Here is a 20293-nt window from a genome sequence, read left to right on the forward strand (position 1 = left end):
GTCCGGGGATTCCCCCGGACCGCCGCTCCCTTCTCCTGTGCGGGTGCTTCCGCCGGACCCTCTCCCTCACGCGATCTTCTTCCTGCTAGCCTGCAGTTGCACATAGGTTGCAATAACAACTGCTGAGCATCTGAAGGGTCCCCACCATGGCCACCTACACGCTCCCGGAACTCCCGTACGACTACGCGGCGCTGGAACCGGTCATCAACCCGCAGATCATCGAGCTCCACCACGACAAGCACCACGCGGCGTACGTGAAGGGCGCGAACGACACCCTGGAGCAGCTGGAGGAGGCCCGGGAGAAGGAGGCGTGGGGCGCGGTCAACGGGCTCCAGAAGAACCTCGCGTTCCACCTCTCGGGGCACATCCTGCACTCGATCTACTGGCACAACATGACCGGCGACGGCGGCGGCGAACCGCTCGCGGCGGACGGCGTCGGCGACCTCGCGGACGCGATCACCGCCTCCTTCGGCTCCTTCGCCGGATTCAAGTCCCAGCTGACGAAGGCCGCCGCCACCACCCAGGGTTCGGGCTGGGGCGTGCTCGCGTACGAGCCGCTGAGCGGCCGGCTGATCGTCGAGCAGGTCTACGACCACCAGGGCAACGTCGGCCAGGGGTCCGTGCCGATCCTCGTCTTCGACGCCTGGGAGCACGCCTTCTACCTCCAGTACAAGAACCAGAAGGTCGACTTCATCGAGGCGATGTGGCGGGTCGTCAACTGGCAGGACGTCGCTCGGCGGTACGCCGCCGCCCAGGCGCGGGACAACGTGCTGCTGCTCGCCCCCTGAACCCCGGCCGCCGAAGCGTCCTGCCTCGTGATCGTCTTCTCAACCCTCACCCGGCAGGCGGATGGACGGAGAGCCCCCGCGAGGACATGACTCGCGGGGGCTCTCCCCTGTCCGCCCCGGGAGCGCGGACCCCTCAGACCCGGAACACCGCGCCGATGAACTCCGCGAGCAGCCGCTCCTTCAGCCGTCCCGGCAGGGCGTCCAGCAGCACCAGCACCGGGGCCATCCGGCCGGGCAGACCGGCGTCCCCGTCGAGACCGGCGAAGGCGAGCACCCCGGCGACCTCCTCCGGCCCGAGGGTGTCCGGGTCCAGCGTGGCGGCGAGCGCCGCGAGGGCGGGGTCGACCGCGACCGGGTCCAGCGCGCGGGCGGCGACCAGCGCCTTCGCCAGATCGGCGAGGAGGGCGTCGACCTGGCCGACGGTGGCCGGGGTGAGCGTGAGGTGCAGATTGGGCGGGAGGCCGTCGAAGGAGAGCTGGGGCTGGAGGTACCAGCCGAGCTCGCGCATCTCGTCGGCGAGGTGGAGCAGCAGGCTGAGGTCGGGGGCTCCCTCGTCGGACCCCGCCTCCGCTCCGAGGACGGTGAACGCCACCAGCCCGGCGGCGGGTTCGCCGAGGACCCGGAGGCCGGGCAGGGCGCGCAGCCCGGCCAGCAGCCGGTCGGACGCCTCGGCGACCCGGCCGGCGAGCGCGGTGTAACCGTCCTCGCCGACGTGGTGGAGGGCGGCCCACGCCTGGGCGAGCAGCCCGCCGGACTTGGTGCCCTGGACGGTGGGGTTGACGACCGGGTAGCCGGGCCAGCCGGCGTGCGCGAAGTACTGGTGGCGGCGGAGTCCGGCGTCCCGGTAGAGGACCACGGAGGCGCCCTTGTCGGCGTACCCGTACTTGTGGAGGTCGACGGAGAGCGAGGTGACGCCGGGCACCGACAGGTCGAAAGGCGGGATGTCCCGTCCGGCGCGCCGCAGATGGGGCAGCAGCCAGCCGCCGATGCAGGCGTCGACGTGGCAGAGCACCCCGCGCGCGGAGGCGGCGGCGGCGATCTCGGCGACCGGGTCGACGACCCCGTGGGCGTACGAGGGGGTGGAGGCGACCACCAGGGCGGTGCGGTCGGTGAGGGCGGCGGCCATGGCCTCGGCGTCGGCCCGGAAGGTGACCGGGTCGACGGGGACGACGACCGGTTCGAGGCCCAGGTAGTGGGCGGCCTTGTGGAAGGCGGCGTGGGCGGTGGAGGGCAGCACCAGCTGGGGGTCCGTCACCCCGCGTACGGCACGGGCGTGGTCGCGGGCGGTCTTGACGGCGAGCAGGATGCTCTCGGTGCCGCCACTGGTGAAGGTGCCCTGGGCGCCGGGTACGCCGAGGAGGTCGACGGCGGCGCGGACCAGGTCGTTCTCCAGCCGGGCGACGCTGGGGAAGACGGTGGGGTCGAGGCCGTTGACGGTGGCGAAGGCGGTGTACGCCTCGGCCGTCAGCTCGTCGAGTCCGTCGAGCCCGGCGTCGTAGACGTAGGCGAAGGTGCGTCCGCCCCGGGTGGGGGCGTCGGCGCCGCGCAGGGCGCGGAGTTCGGCCAGCACCTCGGCGGCGGGGCGCCCGGTCGCGGCGGGGGCGGGTACGGGGTCAGTCGGCACGGGTCAGGTCCTCGTTCGGGGTGGCTTCCGGGGCGGAAGGGGGTACGGCGGTGGGCTGGGCTTCCTCGCGGTAGCGGTGCAGCAGCCAGAGGCTCGCGGCGGCGAGGACGGCGGGCAGCAGGCTCATCCCGGCGGTGATGCCGGTGAGGGCTGCGGCGGGCTGGGCGACCTCGTGGTCGGCGTCCGAGGAGCGGAACCCGGTCACCGCGAGGACCAGCGCGAACACCCCGGCGCCCAGGGCGAAGGCGAGGGTTTCGGCGGCGGTCCACAGTCCGGTGAAGGTGGCGGTCCTGCGCTTGCCGGTGCGGACCGCGTCGGCGGCGAGGGTGTCGGCCAGCAGGGTCAGCGGCAGCAGCTGGAGGCCCGCGTAGGCGATGCCGACCGCGGCCACCGCGAGGTAGCCGAGCACCGGACCGGCCACCCCGGTGAAGGCGAGGGCGAGTGCCCCGGCGACGTAGAGCAGCGAGGCGCACCACTGGGCGTACCGGGTGCCCTTGCGGCGGGCGAGCCGGTTCCAGAGCGGCATGAAGAGCACCAGCGGGCCGATCATGCAGGCGAAGAGCGGGGTCACCGCGGACGCCGAGCCCAGGGTGTAGGTGGCGAAGTACTGGACGCCCGCCAGCATCACGCCGATCGCCAGGGCCTGGAGCGTCCACATCCCGGCGAGGTGGAGGAAGGGCTGGTTGGTGCGGGCGGCCTTGAGCTGGGCGCGGAGCGAGGGCTCGGCCTCGCTGCGGGCGACGGTGGGGGCCCATCGGGTGGTGTACCAGGCGCCGAACATGCCGGCCGCGAGGAGCACGGCGACGACCACGCCCATCAGCCGGTAGCTCGCGGGGGTGTCGCCGTCCGCGTGCGCGAGGGCGGGGGCCAGGGCGCCGGAGAGCAGGATGGCGACGCCGAGGAACGCCACCCGCCAGGCCAGGACCCGGCCGCGCTCGGCGGGGTCCTCGGTCATCTCGGCGGGCATCGTCACGTACGGCACCTGGAACACGGCGTACGCGGTCGCGGCGAGCAGGAAGAGCACGGCGACGTATCCGGCGGCGGCTCCCCCGCGCAGGTCCGGCGCGGCGAAGATCAGCGCGAAGGACGGCGGCAGGGTGCAGGCGCCGATCAGCAGGAAGGGGCGGCGGGGGCCGCCGCGCAGTCTGCTGCGGTCGGAGGCCGCGCCGACCAGCGGGTTGACGAGGACGTCCCACGCCTTGGGGAGGAAGACGGCGGCCCCGGCGACGGCGGCGGGCACGGCCAGCACGTCGGTGAGGTAGTAGAGCAGGACGAGACCGGGCACCGTGGAGAAGGCGCCGGTGGCGAGGGAACCCAGGCCGTAACCGACACGCACCCGGCGGGGCAGGGCGGGCGCGGGTTGCGGGGGTCTGTCGGCGGGCATGCGCCGATCATGCGGCGGACACACCGGGGGAACAAGGGTTCGTGTGTTGCGGGTGTGCGAACGAATGCGGGGCGGGCCGGGGCCGCACGCCCCGCACCCGCCCCGCGCTGCCCCGCGCCGGTCCGGCCGTGCGGATCAGTCGAAGACCGGGCCCTGGGTGCGGGTCCGCTTGATCTCGTAGAAGCCGGGGACCGAGGCGACCAGCAGCGTGCCGTCCCAGAGGTTCGCCGCGGCCTCGCCCTTGGGGGCGGGCGTCACGACCGGGCCGAAGAACGCGACCTGCTCGCCGTCGGCGCCGGGCACCGCGATGACCGGGGTGCCGACCTCCTGGCCGACCTTGTCGATGCCCTCCTGGTGGGAGGCGCGCAGTTCGGCGTCGTAGGTGACGTCGTCCATGAAGTCGGCGAGCGAGGCGGGCAGGCCGACGTCGGCCAGCGCGCCGAGGACCGCCTCGCGGGTCGGGCCCTCGCCGTTGTTGTGGAAGCGGGTGCCGAGCGCCGTGTAGAGGGGGCCGGTGACCTCGTCGCCGTGCAGCTGCTGGGCGGCGACGACGACCCGGACCGGGCCCCATGCCTTCTTCTCCAGCATGTCGCGGTACTCCTCGGGCAGCTGGTCCAGCTTGTCCTCGTTGAGGACGGCCAGGCTCATCACGTGCCAGCGGACCTCGACGTCGCGTACCTTCTCGACCTCCAGCATCCAGCGGGAGGTCATCCACGCCCACGGGCAGAGCGGGTCGAACCAGAAGTCCGCGGGGATCTTGCCGGGTGCGGTGGTGGTGTCGGACATGTCTCTCCTTGGCAGCGTCGGTCTCCGCGCGGGACAACGCGTGGAAGGGGCGGGAGATTCCCCCGGGATTCCCCGGACGGCGGCATGCGAGGATCAAAACATTCGAAATCGAGTCACGAAGGAGTGCCGGTGCCCGGTGAGAACCTGTCCCGCGAAGAGGCCCGCGAGCGGGCGGAGCTGCTGAACGTCGACGGATACGAGATCGCGCTCGATCTGCGGTCCGCCGTCGGCGGGGCCGAGGAGGAGGGCGCCGCGCGCACCTTCCGGTCCGTGACCACGATCCGCTTCCGCTCGGCCCGCGCGGGTGCCTCCACCTTCGCCGACCTGATCGCCCCGGGCGTGGACGCGGTGACCCTGAACGGCACCGCGCTCGACCCGGCGGCCGTCTTCGACGGGACCCGGGTGGCGCTGGACGGCCTGGCCGAGGGCGAGAACGTCCTGGTGGTCGACGCGCGTTGCGCGTACAGCCGGACCGGCGAGGGGATGCACCGGTTCGTCGACCCGGAGGACGGCGAGGTCTACCTCTACACGCAGTACGAACCGGCCGACGCCCGACGGGTCTTCGCCAACTTCGAGCAGCCCGACCTCAAGGCCCCGTACCGCTTCGAGGTGGCGGCCCCCGAGGGATGGCGGGTGTGGAGCAACGGCGCCGAGGAGTCCCACGAGGGCGGGGTGTGGCGCTTCGCCGAGACCAAGCCGATCTCGACGTACATCACCGCCGTGGTCGCCGGTCCGTACCACTACGTGACCGACCACTACTCCCGCACCCTCGCGGACGGCAGCACGCTGGAGATCCCGCTCGGCGCGATGTGCCGCAAGGGCCTCGCCCGCCACTTCGACGCGGACGACGTCTTCCTCATCACCAAGCAGGGCCTGGACTTCTTCCACGACCACTTCGACTACCCGTACCCGTTCGGGAAGTACGACCAGGCGTTCGTGCCGGAGTACAACCTCGGCGCGATGGAGAACCCGGGCCTGGTCACCTTCCGCGAGGAGTACATCTACCGCGGCAAGGTCACCACCGCGTCCTACGAGCGCCGCGCCAACGTCATCCTGCACGAGATGGCGCACATGTGGTTCGGCGACCTCGTCACCATGAGCTGGTGGGACGACCTGTGGCTGAAGGAGTCCTTCGCGGACTTCATGGGTTCCTTCTCGATGGTCGAGGCGACCCGCTTCACCAACGGCTGGATCACCTTCGCCAACAACCGCAAGGCGTGGGCCTACCGGGCCGACCAGCTGCCCTCCACCCACCCGGTCACGGCCGACATCCGCGACCTGGAGGACGCCAAGCTGAACTTCGACGGCATCACGTACGCCAAGGGCGCCTCCGTCCTGAAGCAGCTGGTGGCGTACGCCGGACGGGACGCGTTCCTCGAAGGCGCCCGGCGCTACTTCAAGCAGCACGCCTACGGCAACACCCGTCTCGGCGACCTCCTCTCGGTGCTCGCCGACACCTCCGGCCGCGACATGACGGCCTGGTCCCGCGCCTGGCTCCAGACCGCGGGCGTCAACAGCCTCACCCCGGAGGTGTCGTACGACTCCGAGGGCCGGATCGCCGAGCTCGCCGTGGTCCAGGAGGCCGCCGCCTCCCACCCGGAGCTGCGCCCGCACCGGATCGCGGTGGGCCTGTACCGGCACGACGGGAACGGCGCGCTGACGCGGTACGCCCGTGTCGAGACGGACGTGGCCGGGGCGCGGACGGTCGTCGCCGAACTGGCCGGGGCCGAGAAGCCCGAGCTGGTCCTCGTCAACGACGACGACCTGACGTACTGCAAGGTCCGCTTCGACGAGCGGTCGCTCGCCACCCTCCGCGACCACCTGGGCGCGGTCACCGACCCGCTGGCCCGCGCGCTCTGCTGGTCGGCGCTGTGGAACATGACCCGCGACGGGCTGATGCCGGCCCGCGACTTCATCGCCCTGGTCCTCGCCTTCGCCGGGCGCGAGACGGACATCGGCGTGCTCCAGATGCTGCACAACTGGGCCCAGTCCGCGCTCACCCACTACGCGGCCCCGGCCTGGCGCGAGGAGGGCGGCCGGCTGCTGGCCGAGGGTGCGCTGCGCGAGCTGCGGCTCGCCGTGCCGGGCGGCCAGGACCAGCTGACCTGGGCCCGGTTCTTCGCCTCGACGGCCTCCTCGGACGAGGAGTTCCGCCTGCTGGGCGACCTGCTCGACGGCACCGCCACGATCGACGGCCTCGACGTCGACCAGGAGCTGCGCTGGGCGTTCCTCTTCCCGCTGGCCGCGCACGGCGTGGCCGACGAGGCGGCGATCAGTGCCGAACTGGCCCGCGACGACACGGCGTCGGGCAAGCGCCACCAGGTGCGCTGCCTGGCGGCGCGCCCCTCGGCGGCGGTCAAGGACCAGGCGTGGGCGGCGGTCGTGGAGTCCGACCGGCTCTCCAACGCCCTGGTGGAGGCGACCATCGCCGGTTTCGTCCGGCCCTCGCAGCGCGCGCTCCTCGCGCCGTACGCCGGGAAGTACTTCGCGGCGATCGAGCGGGTCTGGAAGGAGCGCTCCATCCAGATCGGGATGGACGTGGTCTCGGGCCTGTTCCCGGGGCTCCAGGACGACCCGGCGACCCTGGAGGCCACCGACGCCTGGCTGAAGGAGCACGAGGACGCCGCGCCCGCGCTGCGCCGCCTGGTGCTGGAGGCCCGGGACGACCTGGCGCGCGCGCTGCGCGGCCAGGAGCGCGACGCGGCGGCCTGACCCGGCCGCGCCCCGTGCGGGCCGTCCCCCTTTCTTCCTGGGGGGCGGCCCGCACGGCTGTGCGGGCAGGGCCGCGCACGGCCCGGCGCCGAGGGCAACCTCCGCACGGCGGGCGATTTCGATCATCGGTCCGTACGCAGGGGGGCCGGGCTGTCCTGGTATGGCGACGGGCCTGTAACAGGGGTTAGCGGCCGGTCCGTCGGCGGAAGGCCCCTGGGCATGAACCACGACACCTCCCTGTCCTCCCCCCGCGCCCTCCCCCGCACGCCGGGGGCGGACCTCCGGGTGGTCACCGGCACACAGCTGCGGCGGCGGGGCCTGACCGCCGCCCAGATCTCCGGGCGCTGCACGCCCCGGGGCCCCTGGCAGCGGCTGCTGCCCGGCGTGTACCTGTTGCACACGGGCCCCGCCGACGGGCGGGAGCGGCTGCGCGCGGCGCTGCTGTACGCGGGCCGCCCCGCCACCGGGCGCCGCGGCACGGACCTCGCCGCCGGTGCGGACCTCCCGGCGGGTACGGACGGCTCCGCCGCCGCGGACGCCCTCGTCACCGGGGTGGCGGCGCTGGCGCTGCACGGCTTCGCCGCGGCCCCGCCGGTCCCCGCGCTCACCCGGGTCGACGTCCTCGTGCCGCGCACCAGGCGGCTGCGGGCGGCGGGCTTCGTCCGGGTGGTGCGCGCGGCCCTCCCCCGGGAGCGGGTGACGGTCGGCGGGATTCCGGTGGTGGCCGCGGAGCGGGCCGTCGCCGACGTGGTGGCCGGGCTGGACGAGCCGGTCGCGGTACGCCTGCTGCTGACCGAGGCGGTCCGCGACGGCCACTGCGAACCCGGCCCGCTCGTCGCCGCGTTGAGCGCGGCGAAGCTGCTGGGACGGCCCGCGGTGACCCGGGCGGTGGAGCTGCTGCTCGCGGAGGGCCGGAGCGTCGCGGAGGAGCGGCTGTACGCGATGGTGCGGCTGCACCGGCTGCCCGAGCCGGTGTGGAACGTGGACCTGCGGCTGCCCGGCGGCCCGCACCTGGGCAGCGTGGACGCCTACTGGCCCGAGGAGGCGGTGGCGCTGGAGCTGGACACCGCCCGCGCGCCCCGGTACGCCGCCACGTCCTGGCCCGCCCCGCGCGGGGCGCGCGGCCGGGCGGAGGGCGAGCACGGCCGGGCGGAGGGCGAGCACGGCCGGGCGGCACGCGAAGCGGGGCACGCCGCGCACGCGGTGCGGCGGGAGCACCTGGAGCGGCTCGGGGTCACGGTGGTGCGGCTCACGGCCGAGCGGCTGCGCGAGGCGATGGAGGAGCAGGCGGACGTGGTGCGGACGGCGCTGGGCGCGGCGCGGGACCGGGAACCCGCCGCGTACGTGGTGGCGTTGCCCCGCTGAGCGGAGTGGCGGGCTCCGGAGGGACGGCTCCGGCGGTCGGCGGCAAGGTCATGGTCTGACACCTTTTCTCCCCGGTGACGCAGGGGCAACGGTGGCGGATCTACGCCATGTCGTCTACGCGCCTCCGTCAACTCTCCACAAAACCCTGTCGGATACGAAAGGGTGAGCGGTCATCCGGTACCGATTTCCGGACTCATTCTTTCCGATCGCAGGGATGCTGATGACCAAGGATTCCCCCGGCTCCATACCGACGGCGAGACGGGTCGCCCGGGTGGCCGCCGCAGCGGGGCTGGTGGCCGCGCTCGCCGCCACCGCCACCACCCCGGTCTTCGCCGCCGACGACCCGGCTCCGACCACCGTCAAGCCCGCCGCCGCGAGCCCGTCCGGCGACAAGCTCGGCTCGTCCGACGCCGAGGTCCTGGCGCAGGCCGAGGCCCAGGGCGAGAAGTCCGTCACGCTGATGGTCGCCACGAAGCCCGGCGCGACCGAGCAGGTCAAGAGCCAGCTCGACGCCGTCAGCGGCTCGGTGCCCGGCATCACGTACGACAAGCTCGGTTACGTCCGGGCGACCGTCCCGACGAAGACGGCCAAGGCCACCATCGCGTCGGCCTCGAAGCTGTCGTCGGTGCTCGGCATCGACCTCCAGCAGGAGATCGAGCTGGACGACCCGACGCCGCAGGCCGACAGCGCCCCGGGCGCCAAGAAGGCCACGACGTCCTCCACGTACGCGGCGCCGTCGAAGAAGACGCCCGCGAAGAACCCGTACAACCCGTCCTTCGAGACGGGCGCCGTCGACTTCGTGAAGCAGAACCCGAAGGCGGACGGCCGGGGCATCACCATCGGCATCCTGGACTCCGGTGTGGACCTCGCCCACCCGGCGCTCCAGAAGACCAGCACCGGCGAGCGCAAGATCGTCGACTGGGTGACCGCGACCGACCCGGTCAGCGACGGCGACGGCACCTGGCTGCGGATGACGCAGGCGGTCTCCGGCCCCTCCTTCACCCTCGGCGGGGTCACGTACAAGGCGCCCGCGGGCTCGTACAAGTTCAGCCTGTTCCGCGAGTCCGCCACCAACGGCGGCGAGATGCTGGGCGACCTCAACCGTGACGGTGACAACACCGACACCTGGGGCGTGCTGTACGACCCGGTCACCGGCACGACCCGGGTGGACCTGAACAACAACGGGGACTTCTCCGACGACACGGTCCTGCTGCCGTACAAGGAGAAGCACCAGGTCTCGTACTTCGGTACGGACGACCCGCGCACCGACGTCGCCGAGCGCATCCCGTTCGTCGTGGAGACGCGCAAGAACGTCGTCTACAACGCGGCGGGCGCCACCTCCGACTACGTCAGCATCGGCGTCATCGAGGGCGAGCACGGTACGCACGTCGCGGGCATCACCGCGGCCAACGGCCTCTTCGGCGGCGCGATGAACGGCGCGGCCCCCGGCGCGAAGATCGTCTCCTCGCGCGCCTGCACCTGGACCGGCGGCTGCACCAACATCGCGCTCACCGAGGGCATGATCGACCTCGTCGTGAACCGCGGTGTCGACGTCGTCAACATGTCGATCGGCGGCCTGCCGCCGCTCAACGACGGCAACAACGCCCGCGCCGAGCTGTACAAGCAGCTCATCGACATCTACGGCGTCCAGCTGGTCATCTCGGCCGGCAACGACGGCCCGGGTGTGAACACCATCGGTGACCCCGGCCTCGCCGACCACGTCGTCTCGGTGGGCGCGTCGATCTCCAAGGACACCTGGGCGGCCAACTACGGCTCCCTGGTCACCAAGAAGTACGACATGCTGCCCTTCTCCTCGCGCGGTCCGCGTGAGGACGGCGGCTTCGCGCCGATCATCACGGCCCCCGGCGCGGCCATCAACACCACCCCGACCTGGCTGCCCGGTGGTCCGGTCAAGGAGGCGGGCTACTCCCTGCCGGCCGGCTACTCGATGCTCCAGGGCACCTCGATGGCCTCCCCGCAGGCCGCCGGCGCCACCGCGCTGCTGCTCTCCGCCGCGAAGCAGAAGGGCATCGACCTGGCCCCGGCCGATCTGCGCACCGCGCTGACCAGCTCCGCGACCCAGATCAAGAACGTGCCGGCGCACGCCCAGGGTTCCGGTCTGATCAACATCCTGGACGCGTGGAAGCTCATCAAGAAGGGCGCCACGGCCAACGAGTACGCGGTCAAGGCCCCGGTCGACACCTCGATCGACTTCGCGCTCAAGGACCCGGGCTTCGGCACCGGCCTCTACGACCGTGAGGGCGGCCTGAAGACCGGCCAGAAGAAGACGTACGACGTGGTCATCACCCGTACGACGGGCGCCGACCGCGACGTCGCGCACAAGCTGTCGTGGAAGAACGGCGACGGCACCTTCAAGCTGGTCGGCCCGAGCACCGTCAAGCTGCCGCTCGGCACCCCGGTGACCGTGAAGGTCCAGGCGCAGCCGCGCTCGGCCGGCACGCACAGCGCCATCCTGGAAGTGAACGACGCCAAGACCGTGGGTGTGGACCAGCAGATCCTGACCACCGTCGTCGTCGCCACCGACATCAAGGCCCCGACGAACGCGTTCAAGGCGTCCGGCTCGGTGCAGCGCAACAGCACCACGTCGTACTTCCTGAACGTGCCGGAGGGCGCCAAGACCCTGGAGGTCGCGCTCAGCGGCCTGCGGTCGGGCAGCCAGACGCGGTTCATCTCCATCCACCCCTACGGGGTCCAGATGGAGGACAGCTCCACGATCTTCTGCTACCCGAACTACGAGAGCCCGACCAACACCTGCCGCCCGGACGCGCGTGCCTACCAGGACCCGCAGCCCGGCGTGTGGGAGATCGAGGTCGAGGCCCGCCGTACGTCCCCGCTCCTGGACAACCCGTTCAAGCTCGACGTCTCGCTGCTCGGCGCGACCTTCGACCCGGCGGTGCAGACCATCGCCGAGGCGAAGATCGGCACCCCGGCCGCGGTGCACTGGACGGTCACCAACGAGGCCGCCGCGCTGACCGGCAACCTCAAGGGCGGCAGCCTCGGTTCGGCCGCCGTCGAGCGTCCGTCGATCTCCACGGGCCAGGCGCAGACGTTCGAGGTGACCGTCCCGGCGGGCGCCGAGAAGCTGGACGTCGCCATCGGCTCCACCTCGGACACCAACGCGGACATCGACCTGTACGTCTACCTCGGCGACGAGGAGGTCGGCACCTCGACCACCGCGGGCTCCGAGGAGTCGGTGAGCGTCCCCTCGCCGGCCGCGGGCACCTACACGGTCGTGGTGGACGGCTACGACGTCCCGTCGGGCACCACCGCGTACGACTACCGCGACGTGTTCTACTCCGCGGCGCTCGGCACGATCAGCGTCGACGAGTCGACCCCGGTCAACCTGGCCGCCGGCGCGTCCGCCGAGTTCGGCGCCGAGGTCCTGGTCGCCGGGGCGGCCCCCGCGGGCCGGCAGTTCTTCGGCGAGGTCCAGCTGGTGAACTCCCACGGCACCGCCGCGGGCACCGGCAGCGTCCTGATCGACAAGGTCACCGGGTAACACCTCCGTCCGGCCCGGGCCCCCGCCCCGGCCGGCGGGCCCGGGGGGGGGGGGGGGGCGACCGGCCCCCCCCCCCCCCCGCGGGGGCCCGGGGGCGGGCCGTTCCCACCGGCCCCGCGGGAACCCCCCCCGGCCGGCCGGCCCCCCGCCCCGCCGGGCCCGCACCGGCGGGGCGGGCGCTCTCACGGGCACCCGCCCCGCCGCGTTTTCCCCGGGCGTCCCCACGGGGCTTCTCCACCGGGCGTCCGCACCGGCCGCCGAAACGGGCCCCGGCGCCCCGCCGAAGATGTTCGCTCCCCGGGCCCGCGCGACGGCAGAACCTGCGGCCCGGGCCCGAGGAGTCCGCAGGCCGGACAATGGATTGGACAAGGTGGGCAGGGACATACGCATCATGGAGCGGCAAAGGGCCGGACGACGTACCCCCTCACCAGGGACGACGGGACGAGCCCCCCAGGGCCGCACACACGTACAGAGGAGTCTTCCGTGAAGGTCGGAATCGTCGGCGCCACCGGTCAGGTCGGCACAGTCCTGCGCAAGATCCTGGCCGAGCGTGAGTTCCCGGTCACCCAGCTGCGGCTGTTCGCCTCCGCCCGCTCGGCGGGCACCACGATCGACTTCGAGGGCACCGAGGTCACCGTCGAGGACGCCTCCACCGCCGACTACACGGGCCTGCAGATCGTCATCTTCTCCGCCGGTGGCGCCACCTCCCGGGCGCTGGCCGAGAAGGTCGCCCAGCAGGGCGCCGTCGTGATCGACAACTCCTCCGCCTGGCGCATGGACCCCGAGGTCCCGCTGGTCGTCTCCGAGGTCAACCCGAAGGCCGCGCTGAACCGCCCCAGGGGCATCATCGCCAACCCGAACTGCACCACGATGGCCGCGATGCCCGTGATGCGCCCCCTGCACGACGAGGCGGGCCTCCTGACCCTCACCGTCGCCACCTACCAGGCGGTCTCCGGCTCCGGTGTCGCCGGCGTCTCCGAGCTGCACGGCCAGGCCTCCAAGGTCGTCGCCGAGGCGGACCGGCTGACCCACGACGGCGGGGCCGTGGACTTCCCGGAGCCCGGCGTCTACAAGCGCCCGATCGCCTTCAACGTGGTGCCGCTGGCCGGTTCGATCGTGGACGACGGTTCGTACGAGACGGACGAGGAGCAGAAGCTCCGCAACGAGTCCCGCAAGATCCTCGGCATCCCGGAGCTCAAGGTCTCCGGCACCTGCGTGCGCGTGCCGGTCTTCTCCGGCCACTCGCTCCAGATCAACGCCCGGTTCGCGCGTCCGATCAGCGTCGAGCGCGCCTACGAGCTGCTCGAGGACGCCGAGGGCGTCGAGCTCTCCGAGATCCCGACCCCGCTCCAGGCGGCCGGCAAGGACCCCAGTTACGTGGGCCGCATCCGGGTCGACGAGACGGTCGAGCACGGTCTCGCGCTCTTCGTCTCGAACGACAACCTCCGCAAGGGCGCGGCCCTGAACGCGGTGCAGATCGCGGAGCTGGTGGCGGCCGAGCTGAACGGCTGATCCGGACGGAAGACCCGAGGGGGCGGTTACCGGTGACCACCGGTGGCCGCCCCCTCGCGCGTTCCCCTCTCCGCTCCGGGCGAAAGCCCTTAACCACCCCCACCCCCGACGTGGAAGGATGACCCGAAACGTCACGATCGAAGGAGTTGACCGGGTGCCTGGCACGAATCTGACCCGCGAAGAGGCACAGGAGCGGGCCCGCCTGCTGACCGTGGACTCCTACGAGGTCGAGCTCGACCTCTCCGGCGCGCAGGAAGGCGGCTCCTACCGGTCCGTCACCACGGTGCGCTTCGACTCCGCGGAGGCCGGTGCGGAGACCTTCATCGACCTCGTCGCCCCCGCCGTGCACGACGTCGTCCTCAACGGCACCGCGCTGGACGTCGCCGCCGTCTTCCGCGACGCGCGGATCGCCCTGCCGCACCTGCGCGAGGGCGCGAACGAGCTGAAGGTCGTCGCCGACTGCGCGTACACCAACACCGGCGAGGGCCTGCACCGGTTCGTCGACCCGGTGGACGAGCAGGCATACCTCTACACCCAGTTCGAGGTGCCGGACGCGCGGCGGGTGTTCGCCAGCTTCGAACAGCCCGACCTGAAGGCCACCTTCGCCTTCACCGTCAAGGCCCCCGCGGGCTGGACGGTGATCTCGAACTCCCCGACGCCCCAGCCGGTGGACGACGTCTGGACCTTCGCGCCGACGCCCCGCATCTCGACGTACATCACCGCGCTGATCGCCGGCCCGTACCACTCGGTGCACAGCAGCTACGAGCGCGACGGCCAGACGGTGCCGCTCGGCATCTACTGCCGCCCTTCGCTCGCCGAACACCTCGACGCGGAGCACATCTTCGAGGTCACCCGGCTGGGCTTCGACTGGTTCCAGGAGAAGTTCGACTACGCGTACCCGTTCGCCAAGTACGACCAGCTCTTCGTGCCGGAGTTCAACGCGGGCGCGATGGAGAACGCGGGCGCGGTCACCATCCGCGACCAGTACGTCTTCCGTTCCAAGGTCACCGACGCCGCCTACGAGGGCCGCGCGGAGACCATCCTCCACGAGCTGGCCCACATGTGGTTCGGCGACCTGGTCACCATGGAGTGGTGGAACGACCTCTGGCTGAACGAGTCGTTCGCCACCTACACCTCGATCGCCTGCCTGGCGGACGCCGAGGGCTCGTGGTGGCCGCAGTCGTGGACCACGTTCGCCAACTCCATGAAGACCTGGGCGTACCGGCAGGACCAGCTGCCGTCCACCCACCCGATCATGGCGGAGATCAACGACCTCGACGACGTCCTGGTCAACTTCGACGGCATCACGTACGCCAAGGGCGCCTCGGTCCTCAAGCAGCTCGTGGCGTACGTCGGCAAGGACGAGTTCTTCGCGGGCGTGCAGGCGTACTTCAAGGCGCACGCCTTCGGCAACACCCGGCTCACCGACCTGCTGGGCGCGCTGGAGGAGACCTCCGGCCGCGACCTGAAGACCTGGTCGAAGTCCTGGCTGGAAACGGCCGGTATCAACATCCTTCGCCCGTCGATCGAGACGGACGCCGAGGGCCGCATCACCTCCTTCGCCGTGCTCCAGGAGGCCCCGGCGCTCCCGGCCGGTGCCAAGGGCGAGCCGACGCTGCGCCCGCACCGCATCGCGATCGGCTTCTACGACCTGGGCGCCGACGGCAAGCTGGTCCGCCGCGAGCGGATCGAGCTGGACGTGGACGGCGAGCGCACCGAGGTGGAGCTGCCCGAGGGCACGCAGCGCCCGGCCGTCGTCCTGCTCAACGACGACGACCTCAGCTACGCGAAGGTCCGGCTCGACGAGGAGTCGCTGCGGTTCGTCACCGAGCACCTGGGCGACTTCGCCGAGTCGCTGCCGCGCGCGCTGTGCTGGGCCTCGGCCTGGGACATGACCCGCGACGGCGAGCTGGCGACCCGCGACTACCTCGCGCTGGTGCTGGCCGGCATCGGCAAGGAGTCGGACATCGGCGTGGTGCAATCGCTGCACCGGCAGCTGAAGCTGGCACTCGACCAGTACGCGGCGCCGGAGTCCCGCGAGGCGCTGCTGACCCGCTGGACGGACGCCACCCTGGCGCACCTGAACGCCGCCGAGGCCGGCAGCGACCACCAGCTGGCCTGGGCCCGCGCCTTCGCGGCGACGGCCCGTACCCCGCAGCAGCTGGACCTGCTCCAGGGGCTGCTGGACGGCACCAAGTCGGTCGAGGGCCTGGCCGTCGACACCGAACTGCGCTGGGCGTTCGTGCAGCGGCTCGCCGCGACCGGTCTGCTCGACGAGGAGGAGATCGCCGCCGAGTACGAGCGCGACCGGACCGCGGCGGGCGAGCGGCACGCGGCCGAGGCCCGCGCCGCGCGTCCCTCCGAGGAGGCCAAGGCGGAGGCCTGGGCGCTGGTCGTGGAGTCCGACAAGCTGCCGAACGCCGTCCAGGAGGCCGTCATCGGCGGCTTCGTCCAGACCGAGCAGCGCGAGCTGCTGGCGCCGTACGCGGAGAAGTACTTCGCGGCGGTCAAGGAGGTCTGGGACAGCCGCAGCCACGAGATGGCCCAGCAGGTCGCGATCGGCCTCTACCCGGCGATCCAGGTCTCCCAGGAGACGCTGGACGCCACGGACGCCTGGCTGGCCTCGGCCGGGCCGAACGCGGCGCTGCGCCGGCTGATGTCGGAGTCCCGCGCGGGCGTCGAGCGCGCGCTGCGCGCCCGGGCCGCGGACGCCGCCGCCGCGACCGCGTAACGGCTCCTCACGCGAGGAACGCGAGGGCGCCCTCCCCGGGCGGTACGTGCCGGGGAGGGCGCCCTCGCGTGCGGCGGGGGCTCACGGCGGACGCGGGGCTCACGGCGGGCGCGGGCGCCCTCGCGCGCACCCGGCGGCGCGGGGCACGCCCGTATCCGGACATGCGTGTGCGCCGCGCGGTAACCCGTACCGGCGGCGCACACGGCGTGAGCGTGTGAGGCGGTTACGCCTTCTTCTTGGACTTGTCGAGCACCACGACCAGACCCGCGATCACCACGAACAGCGCGAGGGGCGCGAGGACGTAGAGGCTGATGGTCTCGATGACCGACAGACCGTGTTGACCCGGGTCGTCGCCGTCGTCGCGCGTGAGCGCGAGAGCGGGGGACGACATGAGCAGCATCATCAGCGTCGTACCGGCCGCAACGGCGCCGGCGCGCATAGCGTTCTTCTTGTCCACGGTGCAAACGTAGCGAACGCCTAAGGACGCCGCGCGTCCGGGGGTGCCGTACGTGGGGTGCGGGGGGTCAGTCCGTCCATCAGGCGGTGGAGCCGGGGCGAGCCCGTGATCTGCTCCAACGTCAGGGGACGGCCCTCCCCGTCGGCGATCGGCAGGCGCCAGTTGGGGTACTGGTCCCAGGTCCCGGGGAGGTTCTGCGGGCGCCGGTCGCCCACGGCGTCCGGGAGCCAGATGCCGGTCAGCCGGGCGGGGGTGCGCAGCAGGAAGCGGTGCACGGCCCGTACGGCGGCCTCCTCGTCGCCCTCGCCCTCGGGCAGCAGCCGCAGCCGGGCGAGCAGGCCGAGCCATTCGGCGGTGCCGGTGGCGTCCTCGGCCAGCTCCTCCTCCAGGGTGCGGGTGAGCAGGCCGAGTTCGTGGCGGAGCCGCACATGGTCGCCGGAGAGGCGGGCGGCGGTGGACGGCAGGTCGTGGGTGGTGGCGGTGGCCAGGCAGTCCTGGCGCCACCGCTCCGGGGCCAGCGGGCGGCCGTCGCCCTCCCAGTCGCGTTCGAACCAGAGCACGGAGGTGCCGAGCACCCCGCGCCGGGAGAGCGCCTCGCGGACGCCGGGCTCGACCGTGCCCAGGTCCTCGCCGAGCACGACGGCCCCGGCGCGGTGGGCCTCCAGGACGAGGACGGCGAGCATCGCCTCGCCGTCCTGGCCGACATAGGTGCCCTCGGTGGGCGGCTTGCCCTCGGGGACCCACCAGAGCCGGAAGAGGCCCATGACGTGGTCGACGCGGAGCGCCCCGGCGTGGGCGAGGAGGCCGCGCAGCAGGCGCCGGAAGGGGGCGTAGCCGGAGGCGGCGAGGGCGTCGGGCCGCCAGGGCGGCAGGCCCCAGTCCTGGCCCCGCGCGTTGAAGGCGTCCGGAGGCGCGCCGACGGACATGCCCAGCGCGTAGTGGTCCTGGCCGGCCCAGGTGTCGGCGCCCGCCGGGTGCACGCCGACGGCGAGGTCGTGGATGACGCCGACCTCCATCCCGGCGTCCTCGGCGGCCCGCTGGGCCTCGGCGAGCTGGATGTCGGTCAGCCAGGCGAGCCGGCTGTGGAAGTCCACCCGGTCGAGGAGTCCGGTGCGGGCGCGGGCGGTCTCCCGGGAGCGGGGGTCGCGCAGCGGCTCGGGCCAGGTGTGCCAGTCGGGGCCGTGCACCTCGGCCAGCGCGCACCAGAGCGCGTGGTCCTCCAGGGCCTGGCCCCGGGCGGAGAGGAAGTCGCAGTACGCGGCCCGGCGGCCGGGGGTGAGCGGCACCTGGTGGACGAGCTCCAGGGCCTGCCGCTTCAGCTCCCAGACGGCGTCCCGGTCGATCAGCGCGCCCTTGTTGAGCACCGCCTCCGAGAGCGCGGCGGCGTCCTGGCGGAGGTCGTCCAGCACCGCACGGGCGCGTACCTGGCCGTACTCCGGGATCGACTCGACGTGCAGGTGGACGGGGTCGGGGAAGAGCCGCGAGGAGGGGCGGTACGGGGACGGGTCGGTGGGGCGCCCGGGGACGGCCGCGTGCAGCGGGTTGATCTGGACGAACCCGGCGCCGAGGGTCCGTCCGGCCCAGGCGGCGAGATCGGCCAGGTCACCGAGGTCGCCCATGCCCCAGGACCGGCCGGAGAGCAGGGAGTAGAGCTGGACGAGGAAGCCCTGGGCGCGGGCGGGTGGCTGCGGGGCGCGGGCGGGGGCGACGACGAGGGTGGCGGTGCCCTGCCGGTGGTCGAGGGTGCGCGCGGTCACCCGGTGCACTCCGAGGGGCGGGTCGGTCCACCAGACGGGGACGGCGGACGGCGGGGGCGTGTCCGGGACGTCGGCCTGCGCGCCGGTGACGCGCAGCCGGACCGGCTCGGGCCGTGCGGCGCCCGGTCCGGCCTCCGGGGCGACCGTCAGGGTCGTCCCGATCGGCAGCGCGGTGAGGGCGGGCGGCAGCGGCTCGCCCGCCCAGACCACCACGGTCGGCGGGAGCAGCCGGGAGCCCGCCCTCGATTCGGCGGCGGCGAGCGACCTCCGTACGCCGTCCGGGGTGGAGGCGTCCACGCCCAGCGCGGCGAGCACGGCGGTGACCGTGTCGTCGGGGACGGGCACCGTGACGCCCGCGGACGGGGAGTAGGACGTGGCGACGCCGTGCAGGGCGGCGAGCCGGGAGAGGCCCATTCAGACTCCTGGAGACTCCATGGCCCCCGCGACACCGGGGGCGGTCGGTTCGCTGGTGAGCGGAGCGACGACGGCGAGCGGCGGCTCGCTCGTCAGGGGGGTGGCGTCGGCGAGCGGCGGCTCGCTGGTGAGGGGCGCGGCACCGGCGGCGGGCGGCGCGTCGAACGCGGCGACGAGGCCGGTGCCGAGGCCGGTGCGGGGTCCGCCGAGGGGGCGGGGGACGGCTGCGGGCGGGAGGGGCGGTTCACTGGTCAGCGGTTCACCGGCCGGCGGCTCCGGGCGGGCCGGACCGGGGACCTGTTTGGACAGGGCGGGAAGCGGAGGACGCGCGGCTGCGGGCAAGGTGGGCCTCCTGGCCGTGGGAGCAGGACGGAAGAGAGACCTACCCAGCCCTCGGGTGCGCAGACGTGAGCGTGGCATAGGTCCGATGCCAACGTCCTCAACGTGCCGTGGGTCACATCTCGTTCCCCCGGACGGCAGATTTGAGCCATTTTCAGCCAATCCGCCTGCCGCTCCGCCCGCCCGTCCCCCTGCCCGTCCGGGACCCCCCGGTCGTACCACCGTCGCCGCGCCACCGCCGCCCCGGTCGCGGTCCGGCGACCGGGGCGGCGGACGGCGCTCACGCGGAGACGCCGTCGATCCGGGCGAGCGCGTCGTCCGCGCCGAACGGCTGGAGGTAGGGCAGCCAGCGCGGGTCGCGGTGGCCGGTGCCGATGATCCGCCAGGCCAGGCCGGTGGGGGGTGCGGGCTGGTGGCGCAGGCGCCAGCCGAGCTCGGGCAGGTGCCGGTCGGCCTTGACGTGGTTGCAGTGGCGGCAGGCGGCCACCACGTTGTCCCACGCGTGCAGGCCGCCCCGGCTGCGCGGGACGACGTGGTCGACGCTGGTGGCGGCGGCCCCGCAGTACACGCAGCGCCCTCCGTCCCGGGCGAAGAGCGCACGGCGGGTGAGTGGGACGGGCCCTCGGTAGGGGACCCGGACGAAGCGCTTGAGGCGGACCACACTGGGCGCCGGCACGGCGGTGGTGGGGCTGCGGAGGAGGGCGCCGGACTCTTCGAGGCAGACGGCCTTGTTTTCGAGGACGAGGACGAGCGCGCGGTGGAGCGGTACGACGCCGAGCGGCTCGTACGACGCGTTGAGAACCAGGACGTGCGGCACGGTGGATGCCTCCTTGTACGCCGGCGGCGCGTGGCTCGCGCCGGGACGATCCGCTCTCAGTCTCTCCTCATGCCTGGTCCGGGCGCC

At 73.1% G+C, this 20293-nt stretch carries 13 protein-coding genes; 6 read left to right on the top strand and 7 right to left on the bottom strand.

The features are described 5' to 3' along the window. Positions 1-146 precede the first annotated feature (146 nt). Entirely contained in the window at positions 147-788 is a 642-nt protein-coding gene (locus ACFWEE_RS19925) for a superoxide dismutase (protein ID WP_386890749.1), read from the top strand. Positions 789-921: 133 nt separating this feature from the next. On the opposite strand, the gene ACFWEE_RS19930 is transcribed toward ACFWEE_RS19925, so the two are convergent. The 3 genes from ACFWEE_RS19930 to ACFWEE_RS19940 form a co-directional block, all read right to left on the bottom strand. After that, positions 922-2412, bottom strand: coding sequence for a pyridoxal phosphate-dependent decarboxylase family protein (locus ACFWEE_RS19930; protein WP_386890751.1), 1491 nt, complete (start codon positions 2410-2412; stop codon positions 922-924). Beyond that, positions 2402-3796: an MFS transporter gene (locus ACFWEE_RS19935; RefSeq protein ID WP_386890753.1), complete on the bottom strand. Its 1395-nt coding sequence runs from the start codon at positions 3794-3796 to the stop codon at positions 2402-2404. The genes ACFWEE_RS19930 and ACFWEE_RS19935 overlap by 11 nt, the downstream gene beginning before the upstream one ends. A 135-nt stretch (positions 3797-3931) precedes the next feature. Further along, positions 3932-4582, bottom strand: coding sequence for a DsbA family protein (locus ACFWEE_RS19940; RefSeq protein ID WP_386890755.1), 651 nt, complete (start codon positions 4580-4582; stop codon positions 3932-3934). Between the two features lie 129 nt (positions 4583-4711). Here ACFWEE_RS19940 and pepN (ACFWEE_RS19945) point away from each other — a divergent pair, with 129 nt between their 5' ends. The 5 genes from pepN (ACFWEE_RS19945) to pepN (ACFWEE_RS19965) all read left to right on the top strand — a co-directional run bounded on the left by pepN (ACFWEE_RS19945) (position 4712) and on the right by pepN (ACFWEE_RS19965) (position 16422). Further along, on the top strand, positions 4712-7294 hold the full coding sequence (gene pepN / locus ACFWEE_RS19945) for an aminopeptidase N (RefSeq protein WP_386890757.1): 2583 nt from the start codon (positions 4712-4714) through the stop codon (positions 7292-7294). Between the two features lie 219 nt (positions 7295-7513). Next, a complete protein-coding gene (locus ACFWEE_RS19950; RefSeq protein WP_386890758.1) occupies positions 7514-8659 on the top strand; it encodes a hypothetical protein in 1146 nt (381 codons plus the stop codon). Positions 8660-8873: 214 nt separating this feature from the next. Further along, positions 8874-12179, top strand: a complete 3306-nt coding sequence (locus ACFWEE_RS19955) for a S8 family serine peptidase (protein ID WP_386890760.1) — start codon at positions 8874-8876, stop codon at positions 12177-12179. Positions 12180-12662: 483 nt separating this feature from the next. After that, complete coding sequence (locus ACFWEE_RS19960) at positions 12663-13691, top strand: aspartate-semialdehyde dehydrogenase (protein ID WP_386890762.1); 1029 nt, start codon at positions 12663-12665, stop codon at positions 13689-13691. Positions 13692-13845: 154 nt separating this feature from the next. Continuing rightward, positions 13846-16422: an aminopeptidase N gene (gene pepN / locus ACFWEE_RS19965; RefSeq protein ID WP_386890764.1), complete on the top strand. Its 2577-nt coding sequence runs from the start codon at positions 13846-13848 to the stop codon at positions 16420-16422. Between the two features lie 223 nt (positions 16423-16645). Here pepN (ACFWEE_RS19965) and ACFWEE_RS19970 read toward each other — a convergent pair whose 3' ends face one another. The 4 genes from ACFWEE_RS19970 to ACFWEE_RS19985 form a co-directional block, all read right to left on the bottom strand. Continuing rightward, a complete protein-coding gene (locus ACFWEE_RS19970; protein WP_386890766.1) occupies positions 16646-16879 on the bottom strand; it encodes a hypothetical protein in 234 nt (77 codons plus the stop codon). 20 nt (positions 16880-16899) lie between these two features. Further along, on the bottom strand, positions 16900-19050 hold the full coding sequence (malQ, locus tag ACFWEE_RS19975) for a 4-alpha-glucanotransferase (RefSeq protein WP_386890768.1): 2151 nt from the start codon (positions 19048-19050) through the stop codon (positions 16900-16902). Further along, positions 19051-19392: a hypothetical protein gene (locus ACFWEE_RS19980; protein ID WP_386890770.1), complete on the bottom strand. Its 342-nt coding sequence runs from the start codon at positions 19390-19392 to the stop codon at positions 19051-19053. A gap of 277 nt (positions 19393-19669) precedes the next feature. Then, positions 19670-20206 carry an HNH endonuclease gene (locus ACFWEE_RS19985; protein WP_327175842.1) on the bottom strand — a complete coding sequence of 179 codons (537 nt, stop codon included), beginning with the start codon at positions 20204-20206 and terminating at the stop codon, positions 19670-19672. Positions 20207-20293 lie beyond the last annotated feature (87 nt).

The organism is Streptomyces sp. NPDC060184 (assembly GCF_042728795.1).
GTDB lineage: Bacteria > Actinomycetota > Actinomycetes > Streptomycetales > Streptomycetaceae > Streptomyces.